Here is a 19,274-nt window from a genome sequence, read left to right as displayed (position 1 = left end):
ATGCCGATGCAAGGCAATATCTTGCTAATATCAAACGTTTGATTGTATCAATCTGGCGATCACAGATAATATACGCAAATATGGTCGATTATGTATATAAGGCTAATGGGATTTGAGACAGCCTCTTTATTCCCGAAACGCAAGCCCGTCCAGTTCAGACTTCGCGCCTGCATGCGACGGATCGAGCTGAAGAGTAGCCTCGAACTCCTGCTGTGCCATTGTGTAGTTTTTTTCACGCAGGTAGACTCGCCCCAGGCGGAAGTGAGCTTCTATATAATTCGGATCGAGTTCAATTGCTTTCTTGAGGTAGACCTTCGCCATACCCAACTGATTCGCCTCAGCACAGTGAATTCCTTTATCAAAGAACTGCGCGCTGGTAGAGCATTCGACATTGGAAGAAGCACCCGGCTGCTTCGCAAGAGCTGCGACAATGGAGTCTCTGACAGGAAAATCATTAAATGAGAAGAGCACATAGCCTTGAAGACCCGCTTTTCTGACCGCAGCTATCTGGCGAAGGATATTTGACGTGCTGTTGTTGTGCAAATCGATACCGACATATGTCGGTTTACCGCCACCCCACTTTGCGAAGCCCTTGAGCCAGAGCCTGAACTGAGCTGCCATATCGGCTTTACTCTCCCTGCGATAGTTCATAGGCACGGCGGCATCAATCAGCCCGCCGGCAAGCCAGCCGCACCAGTCCTGGCAGGTGCGCTTGCAAGCTGCATTGTCCGTGAAGGTCGGCTTGCAGTCTCCCCAGGCGATGGTCGCGGCGGTAATCGTAACGTTCGGCTTCACGGCGTGAACGCGCGATCTGATCAGCTTGACCAGTTCAGTCACCTGTTTCATTCGCCAGCAAACCCAATCTGAGTCACCTGGTTCAGGTTTATCGGATACGCCTGTCTCGGCTTTATATCTTGCCAGAGCAATATCGGAATATCCCCACTTGCTGTCCGGGTAACGTATATAGTCCAGGTGGATGCCGTCCAGATCGTAGCGTTTAGCTATATCTGCAATCAGAGAGGCGGTATACTCGCGGGCATCGGGCACACCGGGGTCCATAAACATACCGTCCTCGGCATGAGAACTGCCATCATACTCCCTGCTGAGCCACTCAGGGTAACGGGTCACAATATGCGAAATGTCAGCCGGAAGAGTCTTTTCGCGCCACACTCGGCAGACATTGACCCATGCATGAATGCGGATACCATTCGCGTGGCCCTTTTCGATCATGTACGCCAGCGGGTCAAAGCCGGGCACGATATTATCACCGCGAGGCTCGATGGACGACTCATAATAGGCGTCTCCCACTTTCCTCACCTGAACAAATAGCGTATTCAGGCCAGCCTTTTTTGCAGCGGCTATGGTGGCGTCGGCTTCGGATGGGGTAAATAGCCCCTTATTCCAGGCTGTGACCCATCCGCCGCGAACTTCATCGGCATTTGTTAGATTGGCTGAGAGACATAGCATGCATAACATAATCGGTATAATCTTTCCCGGGAACACCATTCGTGGAGGCACCTCATAGTATAGCTGTAGTATTTTTTACGCGATGCAAAGCGGCGAGTTCCCGGCTACTGCAAACGCGATATGGCAACCATGCGACTAAAGTCACGGCTACAATAGCACAAAGTCGGCCTGCGCCGACTGAGGCCTTAGTGTCCGAAGGGACACTTAGTGTATTTGTTGCCGCGGTTTCAACCGCAAAGGTCTGGGAACTGACTACTGCAGACGCGATATCCTGTCCTGAGCCGCCTGCAATATGTTCGAATCACCATACTTCTTGGCGTTGTCATAAGAAGCGACTGCCTGGTCTTTCTGACCTGCCGCCGCAAACTTGTCGCCTTCATCCAGATAAATCGAGCCGAGGTTTGTGCGCGCTGCCTGGGCGTAGGTATCATTGCCGCCATATTGTATCGCCTTCGCATAGTCCGATTTTGCCTTTTCCATATTGCCGTCAAAATAGCCTGCAGCAGCGCTGTAAAAATATCCCTCAGGCCGGTTAGGGCTCGCCTCGATCAAAGTTTTCGCAGTATCATTGAGTGATGATACGTTACGCGCATCATAATACTGCCTGGCGATTGCGACTTCAACAGAATATACTCGTTCGCGCGCTTTCTTGGCGTAATCAGAGTCCGGCGACACACGGACTGCGTTCATCCATTGCTGGACAGCAGCGTTCGAGTTTCCGGCTTTATATAGCTTATCTCCCTGAACCAGATATTTACCCGCCACATCCGAGGTCAGACTGGTTCGATAGCTCGTATAAGCCAAGTTCACGGCCCATACCGCAAAGAAAAGCATTCCTACCAGAGCGATCACAAGCATAAACACACCCAGAAAATTGCGCGTCTCAGCGCTCATCACAGGTGCCGGCGGCGAAGCGGGAGGCAGTTGCGCCTGCACTGGCACGTTTCTGGCGAACGGATCGGGAGCCGAAGACGGATCAGCGCCTGCGCTCGTTGACGGAACAGGTGTGCCGTACGGCGTCATGGGAATGGACTGCTGCATAGGCGACTGGCCGAAGGGGTCCTGCACACTGCCAGGTGCCTGCTGCTGAGGCCACGCCGGAACAGATGTCGGATCAGGCAGAAACGTCCCGCTCGTTTTTTGTTCACGTAAGTCTTCGGCGAGCTGATCGACACTCTGATACCGCGCATTGACATCCTTCGCCATGGCCCTGCGTATGACCCCGACTATATACGGCGGCGCTCCTGGAGGCGGCGGAGCCTCCATGTTGACTATGTTATAGGTAATGGTGACCACACTGTCGCCCGAAAAAGGCTTTTTGCCCGCAATCATCTCATAAAGCATCACGCCGACCGAGAAAATATCGGATCGCGTATCGAGCTTCTTACCTGCCACCTGTTCCGGCGACATATAGCTGGGCGTGCCGAAGACCTGACCGTCCTGAGTAATCGACGATTCACCCATCATCCGGGCGATCCCGAAGTCGGTGAGCTTAACATGCCCGCCGGGCAATATTTGGACGTTATCGGGCTTGATATCACGATGGATCACGCCGTTTGCATGAGCGTATGAGAGCGCATCGCAAAGCTGGAGGGTATAGTTGACTGCATCGCTGATCGAGAGCGCCCCACCCGCCTGAAGCATGTCACGCAGGGTCTGGCCGGTAAGATACTCCATCGCAATGTAATAGCGTTCGTTGTCTTTGCCGACATCATAGATCGTGACAATATTGGGGTGCGCAAGTTTACCCGCAGCCCTGCCCTCGCGCAAAAAACGTTCTATGCGTTCACGCTTTTGCGCGCCGGTTACATTCGGCGGTATGCAAAGCTCTTTCAGGGCGACGCGCCTATTGATCGACGGGTCCAGCGCCTCATAAACGATATCGTTTGAGCGCGCGATCTCCCTGATGATCTGATATTTGCCGATAGTGTTTGTAGATGAGGTGGACAATATGCATCAACCTCGCGTAAAGAGCGCGCCGAGACCCTTGCGCTTGGGCGGACACTTGCCCTTTACTATATCAACAATTGCAAGTATGAGAACGGTCGTGTTGTCGCGCCCGCCGCGTTCCAGTGCCAGCTCGACCAAATCCTGCGCAGCCTGAGACGGTGCACTCTTCTTCATTGCATCGGCCATCTCGTTTGATTTGACCTCACCCGACAGGCCATCCGAGCACAGCAAAAACTTATCCCCTACTTGAAGCTGCTCACTATAGATATCGACATCCACGTTCGGCGCGTTCCCAAGTGAGCGGGTGATCACATTGCGAAACGGCGAAAGCTCGGCCTCTTCAGGGCTAAGGCCGCCCCGTTTGACCTGCTCGTTGACCCATGAATGGTCTTCGGTGAGCTGCTCGATCTTGCCGTCGCGCAGTCGATAGAGGCGGCTGTCACCCACTTGGGCAATAAAAGCCTCTTCACCGCGAATGACCAGAGCGGTCATAGTCGTCCCCATTCCGGCCCTCTCGACTATCGCGCGTCCGGTATCGAATATAAGAGCATTTGCCTGCTGCAGAGCTGCTCGCAGGGACTCTTCTATTACAGGAGAAGAATCGGCGTAGTACGCCTTGATGGCTGTCTTTAGGGCAAGCTCACTTGCAATCTGGCCTGCATTATGGCCGCCCATGCCGTCCGCGACTGCATAAAACGAACCCTTAGTCGCCAGGACATCAGGGTCATCGGGCTGAAAAAACTCGAACTTGTCTTCGTTGTTCTCGCGCACCCGGCCAAGGTCGGTCTTTGCGCCAAGAAGAGTTATGACCTGAATATCTCGCGCAAACTCCGCGCGCTCCTGCCACTTCTCGACAAGCTCGGCAGTGTTGATTTTCGCCGTTATCTCGCGGCCATCGTCACCCATCAAGCCACCTCTATTCTAAAGACCTTTTGGCCGATTGTGATCTCGTCGCCTTCGAGTATATCCTTGGGTTGATTTGGTTCGAGCCTGACGCCGTTAACGCATGTGCCATTCGTACTGCCGACATCGATGATAGAAAACAGGCCGTTTTCAGCCATCAGATTTGCATGGCGGCCGGATATATATGGGTCCGAAATAGCAATACTGTTATCGCCGTCCCTGCGGCCGATTGTGTTTGTACCCTGCGCAATCTCAAATTTCATGGACTCGTCTTTTGCGATGAGCATACCCGCGGGAGCTGGTTTCTCTTCGGTGCTCTCAACTTCTGCTTCCGCTTCCGGCTCAACTGCCGGTTCAGCCTCCGACTCAACAGGTGTCTCAACGCTCTGTTGATCCGTTTCTTCCGAAGGCTCTGCTACAACTTCCTCAACCGCTTCTTCAATAGGAGCCAGGGGAGCCTGATATTTTACCGTCACGCTTCCGAACATCAATTCTGCGCCGTCATTAAGCTCGGCGCTCTCATCACCGGTCAATCTCTTGCCGTCGACGAAGGACCCATTCGTGCTGCCCAGATCAGTCACGCTGACATGTTCGTCCTGCACGGTAATCTTCGCGTGCCTGCGCGATACGGTATTATGAGTGAGCAATATATCCGCATTCTCGCGCCCGATACTGTTCTCACCAGACTTGAGGATAAACTCACGTGTGCCGTCCGGCGTCAAAAGCTTGCCGACATCCTCCGGCTTTGGCATATCCTCGACAGCTACAGGCGCTGCGCTGAGCATAAAACCGCAGTCTATGCAGTATGTCTCAGAGGGCGGGTTTGGAGTCTCGCATACGGGGCAGGTCACATTCGCGGCAAACTGAGTGGCATCGGCTTTCGGTTCCATCACCATCTGAGTTGCGCCAGCAATCTGAGTTTTGTTTTGATCAAAGCTCATTGTCTCGTTCATTTCGTTTTCCCCCGGTCGAGATTGATGATTGTGCCGACGAGAGTCTTTTCTGCGCCGGAGCCCTGTTTGATGGAGTCAATGGCCTGCTGGATCTCCTGAGCCTGCATGGTCCTGCCCTGCTGCGCAAGGAGCATCCTGGTCTTCTCAAGCTCATGGACAGCCTCACCGGGAGCTATCTGCTGGGTGCGCATACCCATAACAGTCTTCTCGAGGTTCCTGGACGCCTCCGCGACCTCTATTTCGCGCTGAACCAGCGGGCTAACACTGGACGCAATGAGATTTTGATCGGCAGTAAACTCCATCACGGCATCGCACGAGACTGTCTCGGTACGGCCGGTCATCGAGTCATCGTAGATCACCTCGATCTTCGCGACCCGGTATTTTCCGCCGGGCCTGGGACCGAGATCAAGCTCGATAACGGCGCTGGTAGTATCGCCGCGTTCGAGGTCGGTAAGGTTCACCTCGGCTGAGCGATGGCCGAATGTCGGGAGCTTGTTGTAAATCTGCCTTACCTGCACCCATCGCGACATCTGCACGCGCATCCGCACATTTCGCGCGATTATCATCATAAGCGTCTCAAGCTCTTTGCGAAAGACCTCGGGGATCAATTCGGGGCGGGTGATATAGTAATAGTTGCCGCCGCTTCGCTTTGCAATAGAGGCGAGCAGTTCTTCATTATACTCGCTGCCGAAGCCCAGGGCGGTCACTGTGATTCCCCTGCTCTTTTGCTCGGCGACCTGGCCCACAATCGACTGAAAGTCTTTGTTGCCCTCTGTCGGCTCGCCGTCTGTAAAGAGCAGCGCGCGATTGACATAACCCTGCGCCGGAATGGACGCGATCTGGCTGCATCCCAGGGCGATTCCATCATAGAGATTGGTGGTATTGCCCACATCAAGTCTATTGATGTGCTCTTTAATCAGAGCCTTGTTCACCACACGCCGCGCAGGCATAAGGACCTGAGCAGTCTCCGCGAAGGTGACAACTGAAAGCACATCGTTGGGTTCCAGCAGATCGACCACATACCCGCAGGCCCGCTTCATATACTCCATCGGCGGGCCCTCCATGGAGCCGCTGCGGTCGAGTATTAGGCAAATGTTTATCGGCATCCGCGAGCCCATCGCAGCGCCGCTGGCAGTTATCTTTGCAAGAATATGCTCGCGCGACTCGGCTGTGGCAAGCGCATACGAATTCCCTGGAATGCACTCAACCGTGACCGCCGCAATATTTGAAGCCATGGCCGTTTTGTTTGCATCCCAACCGGCTCCCGACATCTGGGTGGCGTTCGGGTCCATGCCGCCGATGCGAGTCTTATTCGGATCATCCGGAAAGATCATTTGTGTGCTGTTATCCATATCAGTCCTCTTATTTGTCCTGCGGTTAAAACCGCGGCAACAACTACACGAAGTCGGCCTTCGCCGACTGGGTTATCAGTATCCATTATCCCTCCAGGAATCTTTCCTGGAGGGATTGTCTCGGCCTCCAGGTAGGATACCTGGAGGCATAAAAATTATTCCGATGGTCAGGGATTTTAATCCCCGGCAAATAGCCCTATAACAAATAACGGCTCAGGGACTAAAGTCCCACATACGCCCAATCCCCGACGATCAGCAACCCATCACATACCAGCTAAATAATCAATACAAAATACTAAATATCAAATCGAAACTTTGTGTTTCCTATTTGCACAATATCGCCCGGCTTGAGTTCCTGGCGCTGAATTTTATTACCGTTTACATATGTCCCGTTTGTGCTGCCTGCATCGTAGAGCACATAGCACGTTACTTCCTGAGCAATTCTTGCATGGTTTCGCGACACCGTGCTGTCGTTCGGCAGGCCGATTGGTTTGGCTGCGTCTCGCCCTATCTCAGTCTGCCCCGATCCCAAAACATATGTATTTCCCGCATATGTGCCGGATATGGCAGTAAGCCTTGCCCCCTGTGCCTGAGCTGATGGCTGCTGCGGCTGCGCGGGAGCCTGATCCGGATCGCCAAAGAAATACGGCTGCCCTTGAGGCTGGGCAGGCTGCTGAATTGTCGGCTGTTGAGCAGGTTGCTGAACCGTCTGTTGAATTGTCTGCTGCATATTCTGAACAGGCGACTGCGCGCCCACAGTGCACTCGCAATTGCCCGCCGCATCCTTTATCGAGCCGCAGAACGGGCATATTCGGTCAGAGCTGGGTATCTGTACAGCATCGATTACAGGAGGGCCGGACTGAACATATCTCGGAGCGCTGGCCTTGTCATGGAAAACAAATTTCGTCTTGCCGATCTCGATCACATCACTGTCTCTGAGAGCATGTTTTGTGATCGCCTGACTGTCGACTTTTGTCCCGTAGGTGGACCCCATATCCTCAACATAATATCGACCGCCCTCAACACTGATCGCCGCATGACGCTCTGATACATCAGGATCGGAAAATATGGGTATATCAGCCTGTTCACTCCTGCCGATGGTGGTAATCTGTTTGTAGAGAGAATACTCCTTGCCCTCGTTTCGACCCACCAGGCGCATAAGCCATGCCTGCTTGGCAACTTCTTCAATAAAACCTATAAACAGACCGATTGCGCCGCCGGTAATAGCAAAGCTTATAAACCGGATCATCCCGGGAGGGAAGTTCGCAGCGCCGCCGCGGTTCATCCAGGCGAGAATTTCAAAGACCGATCCGCCGATGCCGCCTCCAATGAGCCCGCCTATCGCGCCGTTGACCATCTTCTTAGTCGAGAATGTCGCAATGCCCTGAGACAGCCCAATAAACATGCCGATCAGAGCCCAGCCAAATCCTCGACCAATAAGCAGCAGCACGAAAGAGAGCGGCCCAGGCATTATCGATGACGCCGGTCTCGCCTGTGCAGGTATATCGGACGGCAACTGCTGCGCGGGAGCGCCGGCACCCGCCAGTTGATACATGCCGTTATAAAATGCATTGCCCATAGCCAGGCCAACCATGCCGCCTGCCGCCCCGACTAAAGCTCCAAGTATTGCGCTTTTCGCCGCATCCCTTGGTGAAAGACCCGACAAACCCTCGGCTATCCCCAGCATCAGACCGATTATGAGTCCCGAAATCAGCCCGATAGCCACTATTGAGCCATAGCCTATAGATCTGCCGTCATCGGGCATCAAAGGCGTAGGCTCCATCAAAGTCCAGGCGACCACAGCCCCAAACATCGCTGCAAATGTGTATTTAACTATCCGTGCCATATAAAACCTGTTCCGAGTTATGAGTTATGGGTTGTGGGTTGTAGGTTAGCGCAAATATATCTCATAACTCGCTAACTCACAACCTTTAACCATTTTTATCCCTTAGTTCGGACCGGATATCAGATCCGGTCCGGAACAGAAATCAGCGATTTCTAATCGCTACATTCTCTTTCGAGCGCGATCAGATATCGCGCCCGAACACGGTCTTGCGTCCGCGCGTCGTGCGTCTACGCGTCAAATAATGTTTAGCTTTCAAACCTAAACTTGGACCCGCCGATCTGAATCTCGTCGCCGGGAGTCAGTTTTTGCTCTGTTATGCGAGCGCCGTTGACGAACGTCCCATTAGAACTGCCCTCATCGCGGATCGTATACTCGCCGTTCGCCGATGTGATGGTGGCATGCCGCCTGGATGCTGTGCTGTCGCCTGTCAGGGAAATCTGATTTGAAGCTTCTCGCCCGATCACGGAGCTGCCCGCCGGTATATCGAAAATCTGCGCGGCATATGCGCCCTGTGTTCCGATCAGCCTCGGACCTGCGGACTGAGACTGTCCGCCGAATGGCGATGCGCCGGGAGCAATAGTGCAGGCGCAATTGCCGTTCGCGTCTTTTCTCTGGCCGCAGAACTGGCATATATTCGGATCGACGGGGCTCTGCGGCTCAGGAGCAGGCACATTCGCCGCTTGGTCCCCTGGCAGTTCCACACCCATCTTCTTGAGCGCCTCACCTGCTGTGATCCCCTTAGACTTGAAGATAGAGTAAAACACCGCAATTATTATCGCGATGAAGATAACTCCAACAATACTCGGCAGTATATACGACTCCGCTCCGGGCTTAGCTGCAGGCTTGGCAGAATGATCATTAGTCGCTGCGGCTGCCTCGGCAGGCAGAGAGTCCACATCGCCCGAAACCTTTATATCTCGCTCAAAGCCGAGAGTGTCGCGTTTTTCGGGAAGCTCAATATCCGAGTCTTTTGTCTTCTTGAGACCTTCGGCATCTACTTTTACGCTGATCTCACCCGTCGCGACATCGCTAAATGACGCATAACCCTGATCTGCCGGGGTGAGCACAGTGTTCATATCAGTGCCCATGCCATCGGTTATGTGAACGATTCCTCTCGCAACAGGCGCGCCGTCCTCCGTCACGATCTTGAGCCTGACACTGCGGACATACTGAAAATCATCCGACTTGAGGTCTATCGGCTTGGCTGATTTTGCGTCCTTGGGGGCAGCGTAGTCCACAATCGCCATATTCCCGGTCTTCTTGTTCATCACAAAGAGCTTTGCACATGTAAACTTGACCGGAAGGTCCTTTGTATCCAGAATAGTGCCTTTGCCCTTAAAGACGGCAGGCAGTGTGGTCTGAATCTCGCCTAAAGCGTTCTTGCAGGTCAGCCAGTAGACATAGCTGCCTTTTTTCTCGACATTGATCTTTGTCGCGGCGCATGCTGCCCCAGCGCTCATAATAAGCATTAAAATACAAATGAGGACTTTCTTGTAATCGTTAATGGCTCGTCACTCCTTTTCTGATTCATCCATCTCTTCTATTATGGCCGCGCTGATGTTGTCCGCCAGGTCTGAGGCAAGCATGGCTTCCGCTCCGAGCTTTTCCGCTGCCAACTCTCCAGCCCGGCCATGATAATAGACCGCGCTGCAAGCCTGCATCCATGTCAGCCCATCAGGCTCTCGCGCAAGCAGCCCGCCTATCATGCCGGATAATACGTCACCCGTCCCGCCGGTTGCCATACCGGGCGTGCCGGACAGATTTATAAACGCCATTCCTCCGGGTTCGGCAATTACGGTTCGCGCGCCCTTAAGAACGAGCGTCACACCTTGTTCTTGCGCAAATGATCGCGCGGCCTCTAATCTATTTGACTGCACTTTATCGATAGACGTTCCTAACAAAGTGGCCATCTCTCCCGGATGCGGCGTCAACACAAGCGGAGCCTTACAATTTTTTAAGACGCTCAAATCCGTAGAAATCGCAAATAGCGCGTCGGCATCTATTATTGCAGGCTTATCTATATGCTTAATCAGCTCCAGTGTGAAGGCTATCGTGTCTTCATCTCTGCCAAATCCGGGGCCGATCACTACGGCATCGCGCTTTTCGATTATCTCAAGCACCTTATCCAGTGAAGCCATACCAAATGCGCGGGACTTGCCTTCGGGCACCGGGATAGTCATAGCCTCTGTCAGCTTGACTTCCATAATATCGTTTAACGATTCGGGTACGGCTACTGTTACCAGCCCAGTCCCGATCCTGAGCGCTCCTTCGGCGGCTAGAGTCGCTGCACCGGTCATACCGATCGAACCGGCAACAATCGCCAGATGCCCCATATTGCCCTTATGAGCAAACATACTGCGCGGCGGCAATCCTGCAGGACTCTCATTGACATATGTGAAAGGAACATCAGTCGTATTTACAGCTTCCGAAGGCATGCTTATTTCGGCAATTATGAGTTTTCCCGTATGCCATGCCCCGTCGCCCTCCGTAATCAAACCGACTTTGGGCAATGCTAATGTCACGGTAACATCTGCTATGACGGACTCTTCTAGAACGTGTTCGCGACCAAGAGGTGGCCCGAGAGGTTTACCGGTATCCGCATCTATGCCGGATGGAATATCCACAGCGATCAACGGGCATCTTCTGCGATTCATCGCACCGACGACCTGCGCAGCCTCAAGTCTTAATTCACCCCTTACACCCGTCCCCAGCAGGGCATCAATCACAAGATGGCTTGACTTAATCGCCCGGCTAAGAGCGTCTATATCTTTAGAATAGTCGATCTCCAGGCCGATCTTCTCTGCAATCTCGATATTTGTGAGCGCATCCCCTTTGGCTGACTGCCTCTCGCCAAAATAGAATATTTTTACGTTTGCGCCCGCGTTGTGCATAAAACGCGCTGTCACAAAGCCGTCGCCGCCGTTGTTACCAGGCCCGGCAACTATAACTATATCCCTAAGCTCTACACTGCCGAGTAACTCTACAGCCGCTTCATATACAGCTCGACCGGCATTCTCCATAAGCAGAATGCTCGGAATTCCGAACTCTTCAGTTGCGCGTCTGTCGAGGTCGCGCATCTGCTGCACAGTTACAATCCGTGTGCCGAACCCCATCAACTCTCATCCTCCACAACCACAACCGCGCTGGCGTAATTTTTTGTATGCGACACACTCAAGTGCACTTTTGCTTTGCCCGCGGCACCCTTTGCCTCACCGTGCAGCTTGACCTCCGGCCTGCCAAGTGCATTATTGACAACCTCTACATCCTGCCAAGAAAACGATCTACCGAGAGCCTTTGCCACGGCCTCTTTTGCGGCAAACCTGGCGGCAAGATGGAGATACTTCGACTGCTTAGCGAGCGAGTAGTCCAGTTCGGCCTGCGTGAACACGCGGCGAGCGAAACTTGCTTCGCGCTCCATGGCATCTCGAATACGCTCGGTCTCTACTATATCCGTCCCTACACCTAATATCGGCATTTTTACCCCACATATTTGCTGTAACGCTTACTCTTACGCCGCAAACTTAAAAACTCCTGCATTTGACGGAGTTCTGTTTAGTTATTAAGATAGATATCATAAACAAGCAGACTTCCCACTTCCGGGGCTTATTGCTGTGAGTTTGTTCATTGCCGACAGGATTAATTATGCGCAGAGTATTATTACCATTACTTATTATAATCATCGCTCTCGCGGCAGGTATATATGTCGGCTACATCACTGCCGGACGCGATAAACTGCCCAAAGGCCCGGTCATCAAGATCGATTTCTTGAGCGCCGACTATGGCAATGCGGCGCTGGTGCGTACCCCCGAAGGCAAATATCTCCTTATAGACCCCGGATCAAGGCGCACAGCCGCAGCTCTGATTACCTACTTGCAGGACGCAGATGTCCGCAGCATGGACATACTGATAACCAACCCGACATCTAACCGCGGCGGATCCCTTGACGCTATAATAAGCCGTTTCAATGTGAAAAGAGTCCTGCGAGGTGAAAAGACAGGCTCATCTGGCGCTTGGAGGCGGGCAATCGACTACGCTCGCGCCCACAATGTGCCGGAGACAGACATCTACGGCGGCGACATTATCAAGCTCTCCCATTCGATAAAGCTCGAAGTCTTGAGCCCGCCGCGTTCTCTATTGCCGCATACAAGGTCGGAATCCGACAGCAACTCGCTTGTGGTCAGGCTGACATTCAAAGGCAAGCGATTTTTGTTTACATCGGAAGCCGATGAGGATACGGAAAACTATCTGGTCAAGTCTGGAATGGATATTGAAAACGATGTATTAGTCATCCCAAGAGGCGGCAAATCAGGTTCAGCCACGCTCGAATTTTTATCACGTGTACGCCCGGAGCAATGCATTGTTTCATCCGTCAGACGACCAAGTCGGGCTGTTTTACAAAGAATTGACCCGAAAAATACCGGCGCCAAGCTACAGCGGACAGATAAAAATGGCACAATAAGTATTATAAGTGACGGCCGCACTATTATTACCAACAGTGAGAGAGGCGGCCATGACTGACAAGAAACTGTGCGCGTTTGTGGATAGAGTCGAAAACGGATATGCCGTTGTCCTGCTGGAGGAAGACGGACAACAGATCGACTGGCCGGTTGAAAAATTGCCCCCGGAAGCTGTCGAGGGAGCCGTGCTGACTATCATCGTGCGCGTTGAAAATAATGCATAGGCTGCGGTAGATCCCGCATCCCATGCGGGGTAACAAGATGCAGATCTCCGATTCTTTAATACCTGCCCATAACAACACCGGACTGGTTGTGGTCATAGCTGCAAGCACTGGAGGACCACAGGCGCTCACGCAGATATTGCCTCGATTCCCGTCCAGCTTTCCCGGCACGATAATCGTCATCCAGCAGATACGAAACGGTTTCACGCGCGTGCTTGCGGATATACTCAATCAGACCTGCAATTTGCCCGTTCACGAGCCTGTCGATGGACAAGCCCTGCAGCCGTCGCGAATTTTGATGACACCCAGCAACTGCCGCTTGACACTATCAGCAAATGACTTCGGCGCACCAGGCTGGCAAGTACTTGTCGAGAATGTAGAGGATCTGCCTGAAGAACGCCGCTGGCGGGTAGATCACACAATGACCTCAATTGCTGATACGTTTGGCAAGCGAGCTGTTGGCGTGTTGCTTACCGGCATTGGGACGGACGGGCGAGAAGGACTTCGCGCAATCCACAGCGCCGGAGGGACCACAATTGCGCAGGATTCGGCTTCAAGTGTTGTCTTCGACCTGCCCTCGTATGCAATCGAAGCGGGCATTGTTCATGAGACGCTGCCGCTGTGGAGCATCGCCGACCGTATAATCGAGCTTGCAAAGGAGAACGCCGATGCAATCGCTGCCTAAGACACGGCTGGGCGATATGCTGGTTGCGGCAGGCGTGCTAACTGCAGACCAACTCGAGTGGGCCCTAAACAGGCAAAAGCAGAGCTACAAGCGTCTGGGACAAATTTTGCTCGAAGCGGGCTTAGCCTCGGAAGATGACATAGCCGAGGCGCGCGCGCTTCAACTCGAAATGCCTCATGTCCAATTGGGTGAATATCCAATAGCAAATGAGGTAACGCAGCTTGTACCCGAAGCGATTGCCCGCACATACGCTCTCGTGCCGGTCAGTATGTCGAAAGACAAACTTGCGGTTGCAATGTCCAACCCCATGGATGTCGAGGCGATAGATGCCGTCGCCAGGAGCAGCCGCATGCGTGTCGAGCCTCTCCTAGCAAGTGAGGCACGCATCATGGCGACATTGGACCAGGTCTACGGCGGTTCCAGTGGAGATGATATCACGGCGTCTATCGAGGAAGCTGTCGAAGGTGTTGACGTGCAGGTCCACGAGAACGATATCACAAACGATATCGCCGAGGAGCGAAGACAAAGCGGCCAGGCTCCCGTAATCAAGACCGTGAACCTTGTTCTGCAGGAAGCTATTAAGCAGCATGCCAGCGACATTCACCTTGAGCCCAGAGCAAACCATCTTGAGATTCGTTACCGGATAGATGGCGCTCTGCAGCACATTCGCAATCTGCCGAAGGCCATTCAGCCCGCTGTAATCAGTCGTATCAAGATCATGTCCGAGCTTGACATAGCCGAAAAGCGCAAGCCGCAGGACGGCAGGATAGCCTTGAGGATTCACAACAAGAATATCGATCTGCGCATCTCTACCCTGCCGGTCCAATATGGCGAAAGAATTGTCATGCGTGTGCTCGACAAATCGGCGCAGCAGTTTTCGGTCGATAAGCTCGGTTTTGCCGAAGAAGAACGGGCAACATTTGAGAGTCTTATCAGAAAGCCCCATGGGATCATACTGGTCACAGGACCGACCGGCAGTGGCAAGACCACAACTCTTTACACCGCACTCATGCACATCAAGTCTGAAGAATCCAACATTATGACCTGCGAAGACCCTATCGAATACGAACTCGAAGGCGTCAATCAGTCGGCAGTCAATGTGCGAGCCGGACTGACATTCGCAGCGCAGCTCAGGGCTATCCTGCGTCAGGACCCGGACGTTATCCTCGTCGGAGAAATTCGAGACGGCGAAACCGCTGAAGTCGCATTCCAAGCCGCCATGACAGGCCACCTGGTCTTTTCAACACTTCACTGCAACACAGCTCCAAGCGCAATTACCCGTCTGGTGGATATGGGTGTCGAGCCGTTTTTAATCGGGTCATCGGTGATCGGCGTGCTCGCGCAGAGGTTGGTGCGCACTTTGTGCCCGCGCTGCAAATCTCCCTATACACCCACAATCGACGAACTTGCCCTGCTGGGCATGGAAGAGATGGACGGCCAGGCGGAGTTCTACAAGCCCGTCGGATGCCCGCAGTGCAGCATGCGCGGTTATGCTGGTAGACTCGCAATATTCGAGCTGATGCCTGTGAACGAAGAGATGCGCCGCCTGACGCTGCATAACCCCACGGCAGACCAGGTCCGCGAAGTGGCGATCGCTGCCGGTATGAAGCCAATGAAAGATCATGCCGTAGAGAAAATTATGGCGGGACTTACGACAATAGACGAAGTGCGGCGGAAGGTGTTTGTTGAGGATGAGTAAATTGGTTTTAGGATTTGGCTGTGCAATGCTGCTCAGCCAAACCCTAAAACTCATACGATTTTCTGTCTCTAAAGCGCTGTTATCTCAAATACGAGATAGGTCAACACACACTCCTGCGGAGTCAGGTTCGGACTTGGCGATTCCTCTTCTGTGTGATAGCTGGTAAATAGAACCCGGCCACTGCCGTACTTAAACGTTACGGTCAGCGGCTTCACCGCTGAGTCCCGGTTCCGCGTCGAAGAGGTCGACCGCAGCGTATGCGATCTGCCTTTTGAAGCGGAAAGCGCTTCTGACCCATAGCTCCCATAGCTGATATTCCCCTGAATCCACGTCTTCGTTGAAGCCGGAACAGAATTCATAACAGCCCAGCCACCCAAAAAGCCGCGAATCGTGATTGTTCCGTCGCCATTGAGCGCGCCAGCGTAGTTCTTTGCCAGCCAGCTCTTGAGCGCTGGGTCTTGTATCGACGCGTCACAGGTTATGTCAGTATCCCCAACATCAGCAGCACCCATATCTTCTGCCTGTCCTGCAGAAGTGCTATCGCTTCCCATGAAGTCTATTGCATCAGGAAAAGTCTGTTCTACAACGTCATAAGAAAGGTCGGTGACATACAGGCTGCCGCCGTTACTCACATAGCTTTTGACGTTATTGCTGATCGTCGATCCACTGGAAAAATCGTCATTCACCCAAGCGCCGCAATTAATAAAAATAACATCGTACTTTGCCATCTCTGCCGGATTATTGAGCAGTTCGATGGCTGTTTTATATGCGCCATCGGGACCCGTTTTTCCGCTGAGTGATTCATCACCATCATATAAATCAAACTTTTCCGTTCCCAGTTTCAATTGATTCGTAGCAGTATCCAGTTCTCCCATACCCAACTTAGCAAGAACATCCTGCATACGATCCCAGTTACCTGTTATAACCGCCATTTTGAGAACCTTCGAGTCACCCGAATCATCAATAGGCAGCGTAGTATCAGCAGATGGAGCCATGGTCTCTTTGTCAGCCGCTACATTGATATTGAATGCCTTTATCCAGCTTCCTTTTGCAATCTTCAGCGTCTGACTTCCGGCGGGCACGCCCGTAAGCGTAAACGAACCATCCGCACCACTTGTGGTAGATACAATAGCAGGCTCCGGAGTTGCTGCACCTCGACTCTTCGCGCCACTTGTGCCAGGCACATAGACGACTGCACCTTCGACCGTGGTCTCGCCATTCGGAGCATAAACACAACCTTTCACTGTTCCTGTAGCCACAGGTGTAGGGGAACTACTATTGCCGCCACCCCCGCCGCAGCCGGCGAAACAAGCGCACATACACAAAATAACAATGAGCAAACCGCATTTCCTGAACATAGTCAATTCTCTCCCACTCTACATAAATTTGGCAAGCAGCCAAGCGACAATTTTATCATATATTTTGCATATAACAATGTCAATATGCTTTTTTAATAGACCGGATAATTGGTTATTCTTCCATTGCGATAACGCGTGCCTCGGCGCTGTATGCATCCTCAATCTTGAGCGGAAGCGCCACCAAACGTACTATCGACTTTCCAAGCTCGGATATGTTGCTCAGGCAGTGGATGATAATGCAGTTATTGTGCAGAAGCAGGTCCGCTGCATCCGCTGTGATTGGGAAGTCCGCTGCTATGGTGCGCACGCCACCCTGCAGCAGATATGAAGCGGCATCAATTGTCAATATCGGCGATTGGACGCGCAGCCCCGAAAGATAATGATCGCACCAGTCCGTACGAAGTATGCAGCCCCTGATATCGGCTACGCCCGTTTTCGATATGTCACAAAGCGATACCTCAGCCTCATCGGCGCGCTCGGTCAGATCGACTACGGTTGCAAGCGTAACCAGATCATCCAAAGCCACACGACTGATCGGATCGGCAGACCTGACAACCACGGGTATTACATCCTGCGGCGCATTTTTGCGAGTGATCGAATGCGTAAGATCGATTATTCTCATACAGTCCTCCGAATGTTTTATGTTACCTCTGAAAATAACAATATTGCAAGAGCTTGCGAACTTGTTTTGAACATTGGGCGCTGGTATAATATGGACGGTGCGAGCTCTACCGCACGATCAACACCTGACGGAGCTGTATAAGATGAATAGATTCTGCCTCCTAATGCGTAATATTCTTCCCATCATGCTGGTCGCGTTGTTAGTGCCGATAGCGACAATCGCAAACACCGAAGATGGAGTAAGACTCTACAAACAGGGCAAGACCGATGAAGCGATTGCTTCTCTTACCCAGACCGCGAAATCCGATCCCAAGGACGCCACCTGCAGGCGCTGGCTGGGCTTTATGCTTTTATCGCAGCAGAAATATAGCGATGCGCTGGCAGCGCTGAAAGAAGCGCGCGCGCTCAACTCGGACGGTTCGGACCTGCGATTTAACCTCGGGATAGCCTATCTACAGACAGGCGACGCCAAAGCCGCTGCATCGGAATTCCAGGAAGCCATAAAGCAGCGCAAAGACTGGGCAGAGGCTTATTACTGGCTCGGAAACTCATATCTTAAGTTACAAGATGCCCAGGCCGCTGTCGGTGAGTTCAATAAAGCGGCCGCGCTCAGCCCTAATGATGCGAATATTCACAACAATCTCGGCCTTGCGCTTGGAGAAATGGGTAAAGCAGACCAGGGAATTGCCGAACTGCGAAAAGCAACCGGTCTTGCGCCGCAGAATGCTGACTTCTGGATCAATCTGGGCATAGCGTTAAACGACAAGAAGAACATACGGGACGCACAGTCAGCTTTTGAGAAAGCAAGCGCAGCCGACCCACAGAACTATACGGCACGCACTGGACTTGCAGGTATTCTTGCCGCGCAGGGTGAGGATGAGAAAGCTCTGGCGCAATATGAAGCCGCCGCCAAGATCAAGCCGGATGAATTTATTCCTCAGTATAACCTTGGCGTGCTCTATTTGAAGAAAAACAGTTTCTTAGGTTCCACGGAAGCATTCAGGAAAGCAGCTAAGGCAAATCCCGATGATGTCGAGACAATAGCCTATTTCGGATGGGCATTGTTCAAGGCAGGCAAAGTTGATGAAGGGATCGCGAAGATGTCGGAAGCGACGGGCAAAAATCCCAAGTTCGCGCCTGCATGGCAGAACCTGGCCACAGCCTATACCACTTTGAACAAGAACACCGAAGCGGCAAAAGCATGGGAGGGCCTGCTTGCGGCAGACCCAAACAATGCCGGCGCTGCGTTAAATCTCGGATACATCTACCTCACGGAAGGCAATAACGAGAAGGCATTGGAAGCGTATGAGACGGCAGCCAAAATCGATCCGAAGTCAGGCAGCGCATACTTCGGCATAGGCTCAACTCTGGCGAAAATGAACAAATCGGATGAGGCAATCGAGCAATATAAAAAGGCGATCAGCCTCTCTCCAAAGTTCTCGCCTGCCTATAACAATCTGGGCGTGGAGCTTGAGAAGAAGGGCCAGGTAGACCAGGCCAAGGAGCAGTATCGAAAAGCCCTTAGGATCGATCCGAAGAATGAGGAAGCAATCAAGAACCTAGAGCGCTTTGGCGAAAAACCGGGACTTGAGAACCCGGGAGCCTAATGGGTGTTAGGTATTAGGTATTAGGTGATGGTTAGCTTGAACTATTCACGATCAGAGAAATTTGTTCGCATACTGTCATTCTGAGCGAAGTCGAGGAATCTGCTTTTTTCTGCGACAATAGCGCTGTCAGCTTAATTGTTTAGGTTTTGAGCTTG

At 52.6% G+C, this 19,274-nt stretch carries 16 protein-coding genes; 5 read left to right on the top strand and 11 right to left on the bottom strand.

From position 1 onward, the window contains the following. Positions 1 to 126: 126 nt before the first annotated feature. The 9 genes from ABFD83_12770 to acpS all read right to left on the bottom strand — a co-directional run bounded on the left by ABFD83_12770 (position 127) and on the right by acpS (position 11,946). Complete coding sequence (locus ABFD83_12770) at positions 127 to 1,476, bottom strand: family 10 glycosylhydrolase (protein ID MEN6357942.1); 1,350 nt, start codon at positions 1,474 to 1,476, stop codon at positions 127 to 129. 243 nt (positions 1,477 to 1,719) lie between these two features. Next, complete coding sequence (locus ABFD83_12765) at positions 1,720 to 3,417, bottom strand: protein kinase (GenBank protein ID MEN6357941.1); 1,698 nt, start codon at positions 3,415 to 3,417, stop codon at positions 1,720 to 1,722. 6 nt (positions 3,418 to 3,423) lie between these two features. Further along, entirely contained in the window at positions 3,424 to 4,323 is a 900-nt protein-coding gene (locus ABFD83_12760; protein ID MEN6357940.1) for a Stp1/IreP family PP2C-type Ser/Thr phosphatase, read from the bottom strand. Further along, positions 4,323 to 5,273 (bottom strand): FHA domain-containing protein, encoded by a 951-nt coding sequence (locus tag ABFD83_12755; GenBank protein ID MEN6357939.1) that lies wholly within the window; start codon positions 5,271 to 5,273, stop codon positions 4,323 to 4,325. Before ABFD83_12755 ends, ABFD83_12760 begins: the two co-directional genes overlap by 1 nt. Next, positions 5,270 to 6,625 (bottom strand): VWA domain-containing protein, encoded by a 1,356-nt coding sequence (locus tag ABFD83_12750; GenBank protein MEN6357938.1) that lies wholly within the window; start codon positions 6,623 to 6,625, stop codon positions 5,270 to 5,272. Before ABFD83_12750 ends, ABFD83_12755 begins: the two co-directional genes overlap by 4 nt. Before the next feature lie 295 nt (positions 6,626 to 6,920). Then, entirely contained in the window at positions 6,921 to 8,471 is a 1,551-nt protein-coding gene (locus ABFD83_12745; protein MEN6357937.1) for an FHA domain-containing protein, read from the bottom strand. Positions 8,472 to 8,716: 245 nt separating this feature from the next. Beyond that, a complete protein-coding gene (locus ABFD83_12740; protein ID MEN6357936.1) occupies positions 8,717 to 9,931 on the bottom strand; it encodes an FHA domain-containing protein in 1,215 nt (404 codons plus the stop codon). Positions 9,932 to 9,982: 51 nt separating this feature from the next. Beyond that, on the bottom strand, positions 9,983 to 11,584 hold the full coding sequence (locus ABFD83_12735) for an NAD(P)H-hydrate dehydratase (GenBank protein ID MEN6357935.1): 1,602 nt from the start codon (positions 11,582 to 11,584) through the stop codon (positions 9,983 to 9,985). Further along, positions 11,584 to 11,946, bottom strand: a complete 363-nt coding sequence (gene acpS / locus ABFD83_12730; protein ID MEN6357934.1) for a holo-ACP synthase — start codon at positions 11,944 to 11,946, stop codon at positions 11,584 to 11,586. The genes ABFD83_12735 and acpS overlap by 1 nt, the downstream gene beginning before the upstream one ends. A gap of 167 nt (positions 11,947 to 12,113) precedes the next feature. On the opposite strand from acpS, the gene ABFD83_12725 reads away from it, so the two are divergent. Genes ABFD83_12725 through ABFD83_12710 form a run of 4 tightly spaced genes read left to right on the top strand, consistent with a single transcriptional unit; the run spans position 12,114 to position 15,533 of the window. Then, complete coding sequence (locus ABFD83_12725; protein ID MEN6357933.1) at positions 12,114 to 12,989, top strand: hypothetical protein; 876 nt, start codon at positions 12,114 to 12,116, stop codon at positions 12,987 to 12,989. Then, on the top strand, positions 12,982 to 13,152 hold the full coding sequence (locus ABFD83_12720; protein ID MEN6357932.1) for a DUF3006 domain-containing protein: 171 nt from the start codon (positions 12,982 to 12,984) through the stop codon (positions 13,150 to 13,152). The genes ABFD83_12725 and ABFD83_12720 overlap by 8 nt, the downstream gene beginning before the upstream one ends. A gap of 37 nt (positions 13,153 to 13,189) precedes the next feature. After that, complete coding sequence (locus tag ABFD83_12715; protein ID MEN6357931.1) at positions 13,190 to 13,834, top strand: CheB methylesterase domain-containing protein; 645 nt, start codon at positions 13,190 to 13,192, stop codon at positions 13,832 to 13,834. Beyond that, complete coding sequence (locus ABFD83_12710) at positions 13,818 to 15,533, top strand: ATPase, T2SS/T4P/T4SS family (protein MEN6357930.1); 1,716 nt, start codon at positions 13,818 to 13,820, stop codon at positions 15,531 to 15,533. The genes ABFD83_12715 and ABFD83_12710 overlap by 17 nt, the downstream gene beginning before the upstream one ends. Before the next feature lie 68 nt (positions 15,534 to 15,601). Here the strand turns inward: ABFD83_12710 and ABFD83_12705 are convergent, their stop codons facing one another. Further along, entirely contained in the window at positions 15,602 to 16,777 is a 1,176-nt protein-coding gene (locus ABFD83_12705; protein ID MEN6357929.1) for a hypothetical protein, read from the bottom strand. 226 nt (positions 16,778 to 17,003) lie between these two features. Continuing rightward, a complete protein-coding gene (locus ABFD83_12700) occupies positions 17,004 to 17,513 on the bottom strand; it encodes a cyclase family protein (GenBank protein MEN6357928.1) in 510 nt (169 codons plus the stop codon). A gap of 142 nt (positions 17,514 to 17,655) precedes the next feature. Here ABFD83_12700 and ABFD83_12695 point away from each other — a divergent pair, with 142 nt between their 5' ends. After that, positions 17,656 to 19,119: a tetratricopeptide repeat protein gene (locus ABFD83_12695; protein ID MEN6357927.1), complete on the top strand. Its 1,464-nt coding sequence runs from the start codon at positions 17,656 to 17,658 to the stop codon at positions 19,117 to 19,119. The last annotated feature ends 155 nt before the right edge of the window (positions 19,120 to 19,274 follow it).

It is taken from the genome of Armatimonadota bacterium (assembly GCA_039679645.1).
Lineage (GTDB): Bacteria > Armatimonadota > UBA5829 > UBA5829 > UBA5829 > UBA5829.
The sequence above is the reverse complement of the archived record's forward strand: the minus strand, read 5'-3'. Positions and strand labels throughout refer to the sequence as shown.